The organism is Desulfosarcina cetonica JCM 12296 (genome assembly GCF_001311845.1).
Classification (GTDB): Bacteria; Desulfobacterota; Desulfobacteria; order Desulfobacterales; family Desulfosarcinaceae; genus Desulfosarcina; species Desulfosarcina cetonica.
In genome coordinates, this window is the sequence record NZ_BBCC01000247.1 from 1 (window position 1) to 8,239 (window position 8,239).

9 protein-coding genes and 3 pseudogenes are annotated in these 8,239 nt (G+C 53.9%); all 12 read right to left on the reverse strand.

The genetic code is table 11. The features are described from left to right. Positions 1-1,023, reverse strand: a complete 1,023-nt coding sequence (locus JCM12296_RS30625) for a serine/threonine protein kinase (RefSeq protein WP_083456673.1) — start codon at positions 1,021-1,023, stop codon at positions 1-3. After that, positions 1,020-2,240, reverse strand: coding sequence for an OmpA family protein (locus tag JCM12296_RS30630; protein ID WP_054700993.1), 1,221 nt, complete (start codon positions 2,238-2,240; stop codon positions 1,020-1,022). Before JCM12296_RS30630 ends, JCM12296_RS30625 begins: the two co-directional genes overlap by 4 nt. Positions 2,241-2,723: 483 nt before the next feature. Continuing rightward, positions 2,724-3,017 (reverse strand): hypothetical protein, encoded by a 294-nt coding sequence (locus tag JCM12296_RS30635; RefSeq protein ID WP_054700998.1) that lies wholly within the window; start codon positions 3,015-3,017, stop codon positions 2,724-2,726. A 481-nt stretch (positions 3,018-3,498) separates the two neighbouring features. After that, complete coding sequence (locus JCM12296_RS46315; RefSeq protein ID WP_246805152.1) at positions 3,499-4,143, reverse strand: radical SAM protein; 645 nt, start codon at positions 4,141-4,143, stop codon at positions 3,499-3,501. Further along, positions 4,121-4,510, reverse strand: a complete 390-nt coding sequence (locus JCM12296_RS46320) for a hypothetical protein (protein ID WP_246805153.1) — start codon at positions 4,508-4,510, stop codon at positions 4,121-4,123. The genes JCM12296_RS46315 and JCM12296_RS46320 overlap by 23 nt, the downstream gene beginning before the upstream one ends. Before the next feature lie 188 nt (positions 4,511-4,698). After that, positions 4,699-4,809 carry a type II toxin-antitoxin system HicB family antitoxin gene (locus tag JCM12296_RS51045; protein ID WP_422699198.1) on the reverse strand — a complete coding sequence of 37 codons (111 nt, stop codon included), beginning with the start codon at positions 4,807-4,809 and terminating at the stop codon, positions 4,699-4,701. Beyond that, positions 4,786-5,099: pseudogene (locus JCM12296_RS46325) on the reverse strand (type II toxin-antitoxin system HicB family antitoxin); the annotation flags it as partial. The gene JCM12296_RS51045 and the pseudogene JCM12296_RS46325, both read right to left, overlap by 24 nt. A gap of 4 nt (positions 5,100-5,103) precedes the next feature. Further along, positions 5,104-5,253 (reverse strand): annotated as a pseudogene (locus JCM12296_RS51050) (type II toxin-antitoxin system HicA family toxin); the annotation flags it as partial. A 496-nt stretch (positions 5,254-5,749) separates the two neighbouring features. Continuing rightward, complete coding sequence (locus JCM12296_RS30650; RefSeq protein WP_054701001.1) at positions 5,750-6,358, reverse strand: thiamine pyrophosphate-dependent enzyme; 609 nt, start codon at positions 6,356-6,358, stop codon at positions 5,750-5,752. After that, positions 6,355-6,993, reverse strand: coding sequence for a hypothetical protein (locus JCM12296_RS30655; protein WP_422699199.1), 639 nt, complete (start codon positions 6,991-6,993; stop codon positions 6,355-6,357). The genes JCM12296_RS30650 and JCM12296_RS30655 overlap by 4 nt, the downstream gene beginning before the upstream one ends. Positions 6,994-7,179: 186 nt before the next feature. Then, positions 7,180-7,427 (reverse strand): annotated as a pseudogene (locus JCM12296_RS51055) (thiamine pyrophosphate-binding protein); the annotation flags it as partial. 372 nt (positions 7,428-7,799) lie between these two features. Further along, positions 7,800-8,239: carboxypeptidase-like regulatory domain-containing protein (locus tag JCM12296_RS40520; RefSeq protein ID WP_172684196.1), on the reverse strand; the 440-nt coding region annotated here is incomplete at its 5' end.

Genomic DNA, 8,239 nt, shown 5'->3' on the forward strand with positions numbered 1-8,239 from the left:
TCAACAGGAAGTACGGCGGGTGGCGGGCTGGCAGGGGTGGCAACGGGTGGTGGCGCATCCGGTTCGACCGGCGCCGTCGGTATCGGGATGTTGGGTTCGTCCTTCCACTGGGCATAAAAAAAAATAGGCCCAGCTGACGATCAGGATTCCCGTCAGGGCAATCAACACCGGCCGCTTGGCACGGCGCCTGGAGGCCACGGGCTCCGTCATGCCGCGCAGACAGGTCTTCAGCTGGGCTGCCAACGCTTGGCCGGTCTCAAAGCGATCCACCGGATTTTTTTCGATCGCCTTCATGATCAGGGCCGATATGTTTTGGGGAATGGATGCGGACAGACTGCAAGGTTCCTGGGGGGTGGTGGAAACGATATTGGCCAACACACTGGCCAGCGTGGCGCCTTCCTGGCCAAAGGGTCTGCGGCCGACGATCATTTCATAAAGCATCACGCCCACGGAAAAAATATCCGAGCGCCGGTCCACCGGTTTTCCCAGCGCCTGTTCGGGAGACATGTAGGCCGGCGTTCCGAGAATCATGCCGGCCTGGGTCTGAAGGGTCATGGAGGCATCTTCGATGCGGGCAATGCCGAAATCGGTGATGTGAAGCGTTCCGTCCTGGGCCACGATGATGTTGCTGGGCTTGATATCCCGGTGAATCACGCCTTGGCGGTGGGCATAATCCAGGGTTTCGGCGATCTGGACGCCATAGCGCAGGGCGTCCTCGATGCCAAGGCCGCCATGGTGGATCAGGTCCGAAAGGGGAACGCCCTCAAGGTACTCCATGGCAATGTAAAGGCTCCCGCCGTCGTTTTCCACATCATAAATCGTTACGATTCCCGGATGGGAAAGGCGGCCGATGGCTTTGGCCTCCTTGAGGAACCGCTTGGCGAAATCTTGCCCGGCCGACGGATCCTGGCGGAGGACCTTGACCGCCACCAACCGGTCGATCATGGGGTCGCGGGCCTGGTAGACCACACCCATCGAGCCCCGCCCGACCTCCCTGAGAATTTCGTAACGACCAAGATTCATTCAACACACTGCTGGAACTTGAATTCAACGCGTCGATCGATCTCATCGGTGATGTCATCGGCCCCGCTGCCCACGATATTCTGCCGGAACCCGCGGCCGACCGTATCGGCTTTTTGGACGACGCCAGGCGCGTATGCACGCATCTTGTTCAGGATCCATTGGGCGCGTTCCAAGGAAAGGGCATCGTTGAAGGCCTCTGTTCCGCTCCGGCTGCAATGGCCGACAATCGAAATCCGGCAGGATGGCACGCTATCCACGAGCTTGGCGATCTCTTTGATGTAGATGGTGTAAAGGCGGGTTTTGCTTTCAACCGGCGACGATGAAAGCGGGTTGAAGGTGATCTTGGTGGCCAATTCTCCGGTTTCGGCGATGCTGGCCCGAATGAGTTTGCCGTAAGCGGCGGCGGCCTCGTTCCACTGCTTCTGCTTGAGATAATTGGTGAACAAGCCGTTCAAGGTCTCCAGCGGGACCTTTTGCTGAACGCCCGCCGCCTGGTTGTAATACACAAGGGATTTGTCATACTCCTTCTGCTCGTAGAGTTGATCGCCCTTGACCTGCATGGATTTCACCGTCAGGGTGTCGTGGTAGCCTTTCTCGACGGTTTCATCGGAGCCTTTTCTCACCGAGGCGGTCAGTTGCGCGTAGTTGTCTCCCTTCAGATAAACCGGGCTGTCCTTGTAGATATCCATCGGCGTGGTATCGAAATTCTTCACATGCACGGATGCCGAGGCAATGACCCTGCCGGAGCCTTTCTCAAATACCGCCCCATAGACCTTGTAGCGGCGCGGGTGATCGGCCTGGCCGGGTTCGAGGGTGACCATGCCGTTCAGTACGTACCCGGCCACTTCGAGAACGTCCGGCTCCATCACGCCCGTGATCTCGAAGCGTTCTTTGATCTCTGCGGCCATGATCTTGACGATTCGATCGTTGGCCTTGACCGGATAGCCCGACTCCATGTCGATAAAGGGGTCGACCGCGATTTTTTTAATCTCCTTTCTGCCGGTCACCAGATTGATGGCCACCTTGTTGATCGATCCGGCGACTTCCGAATTTTCCAGTTGCGCGCCCAGATTGTCCGCCAGCAGCTTGATTCCCGCCTCGAATTCCATGGCTTCATCCGGAATCGGCGGAACCGCGACGCCCCTGCAGGCCGCGAAAAACGCCAACGCAAAAAGGATCATCAATCCGCTCAGGCACTTGAACCCGGTGCTCATCATAGGACCTCCTCTTGTGATACAGAAGATGGTGAAAGGCTTACTGATTTCTATAATCAACGGGAAATCAAGTCAATGCTGACGGATTCGTAAAAAGCCCGATATCGGCGTTACGCGTATCCTTCGTCACTGCGACGTACGCTAAGTACGCTCCTACGGCACCCGCGATAGCGGTATTCCTCAGGATTCGCAAGCCTTGATCTCGGGCTTTTTACGAATCCGTCGGGGATGCGACTTTTTACGAGTCCATCACAATACTCGGATTCTCAAAGGGGTTTCTGGAATGATTTTACCACAAAAGGCGATACTTGTGGTTTTTTGGAGGCCAAGGCATCGGATTCCTGACGGATGAACCGGGATGCTCATCCGTCAGCCGTTGGGTTGCCATGGGACGGTGGGGTCCGATGGGCTTTGGGGGATGAAGGAGGGATGACGCAAAGATCACTCGTGCCGGCAAAAGACCGGCATCGCTTTCAAAGCGCCCATCTACTTTTCGTGATAAATCGCCGCGCCCATTTCGGACAGGGCAAAGTTGTAGAACACATGATGCCCGTCATAGTCCAGCACGCGCAGGTCATCGGTCTGCTTCAGGTCACCCATGATCGTTTTGAATTGAAGACCATACTTCTCCTTCACCAGGTCTTCGGGCACTTCATGGGCGATGAATTTCTTGATCCCCTTCTGCGCCAGCTTGTCGACCAGCATCGGATTGTTGAGTTCACCATACGTGGTCAGAATCAGAATCGGACCGGTTCCTGTAAAGAAGATTCCAGCTTTCATCACACACCTCCTTGGTTTAGGGTTTCGTCTTATGCCGAAGCCGGCCAACGCCCAGCTTGTCAACCGACCAATCAGCCAAGATCGGCATACCGGTAACCGCCCCGCGCCCTGGTAGTGTTCATGGCCATGCCGCAGCCTTGCCATCGGCTGCCGACGGGGACAGGTTTCCCCTTGCATGATGAGAAAAGCGGATGAAGTAGAACGGGTCTTATTTCATTTCTGCAAAGTCAGGAGTTGATCATTCGCGTGTCGGTCGCACAACGCTTGTACGGGCAAACAGAAAAGTGCACGGCAGGAAGGAAATGGTCACGGTTGCATGGTTATACTTTCAGTGTAATCTAACTTTGGCGAATGTCAATAGGCAGGTTTTCCCTGTTGCGCCACGGCACCGGCCCGTATTCGGATGCCTCGGTACCGTGACGCAAACGGCTGGGTGGCCAGGGATTTCATGAAATCTTTCGAGCCATTTTTTTTGACAAAATCACGCCCGGTTCAGTCCCTCCGCAATCCGATCCAGGACCGCCTGTTTTTCTTCGGGGAATTTATAGCCCTCATAGCTGTGGGAAAAGAGCAGGCGACCCTGGGGATCGCGCCAATAGTTGCCGGCATGGTCGAAGCAGACCCGGCCGGTGACCGCCAGCGTCTCCATGGTCAGCCGCAGCTCCTCGAGCTGTTCGGTGGCGCCCAGCATCTCGAACCGGCCAGCGGCCAGCGCCTCCGCCATGGGAGTTCCCTCCCAGGGACGAAAGGGCCGTGAGCGAATGTAGTGCGGATCGATTTCATTAAGGACGCGGGCCGTATTCGTGGCATGCGCCCGCCACAGGGCTTTGCCGCCCAGGCCGGGCATCCAGTATTCCGAAAGCTGAAAGCCCGCCGCCTTTGCCTTGCGGCCGCCCAGGATGTGAATCTCGGCGGTGGCACCCTTGCGGATCATTTCCAGCACCGCGTCGTCGCCACTCTCCAGCCCCAGATGCACCCGGTCCAGTCCGGCCTGGCGAATGGCGGTGAGTTCGTCCAGGGATTTCTGTTTGATGGTCTTGGAGCGGGCGTAGGAAGTGATCCGGACAATGGACGGAAAGGTCTGACGCAGGTAAGTCAGGACCTCAACCAGTTGATCGGTTTTCATGATCAGGCTGTTGGCGTCCTGGATGAATGCGGTTTTGCCGCCGGACAACAGCCAGTGATAAAACATGGCGAAGCGGATGATAGTTCAGGCCGGGGTGCTTGCCGATGAGGCGGATCGCCCCCTGGTGCAACCCCTCGTCGGCAAGCGCCATGAGATCGTCGCGCAGGGCGGCCATGGCGTCGATGTCGCGTTTGATCTCGTCCACCGGACGCAGTTGGAAAGTCTCGGTTTTGTACATGCCGCAAAAGCCGCAGCGGTTCCATGGGCAATTGCGCGTCAGGCGCACCAACAGGGAGTTGCTGCCGCCTTCACTGGGCGGCCGGTAAACGCCGGTCTCGAATGCATATTTTTCAGGAATTGGGGTCATCAGGGTTCCTTTCAGCGGTTGTTGATGGCCTTAAAGGGACAATGGCCAAACGCCGCTGATGATCCCATAAATCCGGTGGGGTTGTCCACCATGGTTATCGGACCGTTTCGATACGGTTACTCAATGGATGGATTGAATGTAATTCATCTGCCTAAAGCCAAGGGCCCCAACCGACTCCCTGATGCCGGCTATTGATGGGATGCCATGTATTCGGTAGCTGCTTGAGCTAAAATGCCGGAACGCGTTTCACCATGTTTTTTAGCGAAATAATCCAATGAATTTAATAATCTTTCCGGCATGGTGATATTGACCCTTTTTGACTTTAGGGACAATTTGCTCAAATCCACCTCAACGATAGCCAGATGCCGTTTTTAAAATCAGGGTTGTCTTTATGTTTTTCAATATTTGTAGGAACTGGGATGGGCTCCGAGTCAATCAAAATACCTTCAATATGGCACTCCGCGGCTTCCTGGGCATTTGCTAAAGCCTCTTCAATTGTATCCCCTGCGGAAAAACAACCCCCTAAATCGGGAAATGTAACGCCATAATCCGAATCTTCATCTTTATGGATTACAACCGGATATTTCATATTCTCACCTCCATTGCCAACCGGCCTGCCGGTAAATATTTCGAAGCGTACCGACAGGAAGATCTTTCTTCGGGTGGGGAACAGTAATTTTGCCCGGTTTTTCAGGATGCTTAAATTGGTGATGGTCTCCTTTTGTATGATGGAGAATCCACCCGTCCTTCTTTAACCGTTATATTATTTCCCCACTCTTCATGGTGTGTATTATACACATATAGTGGCTGATTGTCAATAATGCGATGATCTTCCAATGATTATTGTATCGCTACTATCTTTAGGTCCAACGGCCAAGGTAACGGGCAGTGGCAAGTGCAGCTTGCCGAATGTCCACGTTGACTGGCCGCCGGGTTATGCGGTAGGGAACTACATTGAGCAGGCTGAAAGAATAAAGAGGGCAGATTTTCCCTTCGCGCGTTTTGTTAATGGGTCAGGGGCAAACTTGACCCATTTTTTAGATTAGAATCACATGAAAACATCACCACTTTCAGTATAGGCGCGTTCTTTTCCACCAAAATGGAGATGATCGCCCTTACCGGTCTCATTTGTTTATAATGGTGATATAGTACTTTTTTATTTAGCTATTTAATGTCCCGATCTCCCTTTCATGCTGCTGAACAAATATCTCCGCTTCAAGGCCAAATTTGGATAGACCGTTATCTCCTCGATTGAACTTGTGCCCCTTTAAAAACGCCGCTGCCGGTGTCACGGTAAACCGACGTTTCATCGTTCAGCACCACGTTGAGCAGAGCCGGCTTGCCGGCAGCGAAAGCACGTTCCAACGCCGGCCGAATTTGCTCCGGTTGCTCCACAAGTTCTCCGTGACAACCCATTCCCTGAGCGATAATATCGTATCGCGTGCCGGAGGACAGTTCGGCAGCGATGGGCTTGCCAGTCCAGACATCTATATGCTTTTCCATGCCCCAGGAGCCATTGTTACCTACGATGGTCACCACATTGATGCCATAGCGGCTCATTGTTTCCAGCTCCATGCCATTGAAACCAAAGGCGCCGTCTCCGCTGAGCAAAACCACGCGGCTTTCCGGGTGAGCCAGTTTGGCGGCGATGGCAAATCCGGGACCGACGCCCAGGCAACCCATGAGACCGGGGTCCAGCCAGTGACCCGGTTTGTATATCTTGAGCACCCGGGCCGCAAAATTGACGAAGAATCCGCCATCGCCAATAACGATATCCTCCGGGCTCAAGAAATGCCGAAGCTCACCGATGACCCGCAAGGGATGGATAGGAACCGCTTCCGATCTCATCCACTTCTCATCCTTGGCTTCGCCTTCCGCCTGTGCTTCCCGCAGGAGATCCAGCCAATCGGAGTCAGGGCGTTTCCTTCCATCGACGGCGGCGATAAGCTGGGTGAGCACGGCTTTGGGATCGCCAATAATACCGATATCGCGCCCCGGTTACGGCCGATTTCCGAAGAATCGATATTGACATGAATGATCTTGGCGTCGGCGGATAGTGTGGGAGGGCGCCCGTAATTCAGGCGAAAGTCCAGTTCAGTCCCGATGAGCAGGATGACATCGGCTTCCCTGAAGGCCTGGCGCCGTGAATAGGAGAACGCCATCGGATGATCCGAGGGCACACAGCCGCGCCCCAAGCCGTTTAGAAATACCGGGGCGTTGACGGCGGTTACAAATTCCTGCAACGCTTCGCTGGCCTGGGACCAGTAAACGCCTCCTCCGGCCATCACGACGGGCTTATGTGCCTTCAACATAAGTTCCGCCGCTTGTTGTACATAATCCGGGTCGCCATAAGCCCTGGATTCTGTGCGATAGTTTGTCGGAAAGAGGTCCTTCGATTCCTCCACCCGCCCGAAGGCTACCGATATCGGTGTTTCGAGGTATGCCGGCCCAGGTTTTCCTGCCAGTACGTTTCGAAAAGCCATGCTGAGGTATTCCGGAATACGTTCGGTGCGATGGCAAATGCGGGACCATTTGGTTATGGGCCGCAGCAAATCGATGTAATCCCTGTCGATTTCATGCAGGTCACCAAGGTCGAAGGCGGCGGGATGGCTCCGGCCGCGACCGATGTACACCACCGGACTCTGGCATAGGTAGGCATTGGCAATCCCCGTGTAGGCATTGGTGAAAGACGGTCCGGAGGCAAACATGGCAACGCCGGCTTTCCGGTAACCCGGGACCAACCATCGGCGGCGGTGGCGGCACCCTGCTCGCTACGAAAGCTGATGATCTGGATGCCCTCGGCCTCACAACCCTCGTAAAAGGGTGCCAACCCAAACTCGCAGAGCGTGAAGACATACTTCACGCCTTCCGCCTTTAGCGCCTTGGCGGCCAAATGCCCACCGCTGAGCTTCGTCATGTACCCTCCTCCGTTAGTTTGAAATGATTGAAATTCCACTTATTTGGTACATCACAGGGATGTAACTGTCAAGTTTCTCCCAGCTACAGGTTGCATTGGGCACCGTTGAGGATCTCTCTCCCTTTGGCCTTGAAGGTCAGTAGCGATTTCACTTTCTCAAGAAATGCCTTGCTTCCAACGGCGATGCCATCCGTCCACTCACCTTGACGGTTCCGATTTGAGACAAACCAGTTTAATTCCAGAAAGGACGGCTTCACATCCCCTAAGATCCGTGCATAATCGGTAGGTATTTCGCCAGGCGTGGATCACCCGTCAGGTACAGAAAATTATTAAGTTTTCCCACTATAGTAATCTGTAATAATTCCTAATGGTTCAGCCGGGAGTCAATTCAGTGACCCTGAAATATTTTGGTATACCAGGCATGATAGAGTATTTTTTTTCGATAGGTTTATAGCCTTCGGCTTTAATAACGAGCTTGTAATCCCCGGCAGGCAATCCAAAGAAAGAAAAACAATTATTAAGGCACCCATCTTTACGTACAACAAGGTGACCAAAGCCATAATCGATCTCTGCCCCTGTGGTGGGTGTCAGAGTCCGATAGATGCCGTCACCCTTCAATGTAATGGACTGAATATGAATTTTCGTATCGATGGATCGGTATCTATAATCCGGTCTCCCGGCAAACTTATCTTCAGGTTTGAGTGCGGTGGTTAAACATCCGTGAATCACGCCATCAGGTCTAAAAACGAAGTCCAGCGCTTTGGTTTTATTGCTCTCTATGGACACAGGGATATATTTTTCCGTGGTCTTTG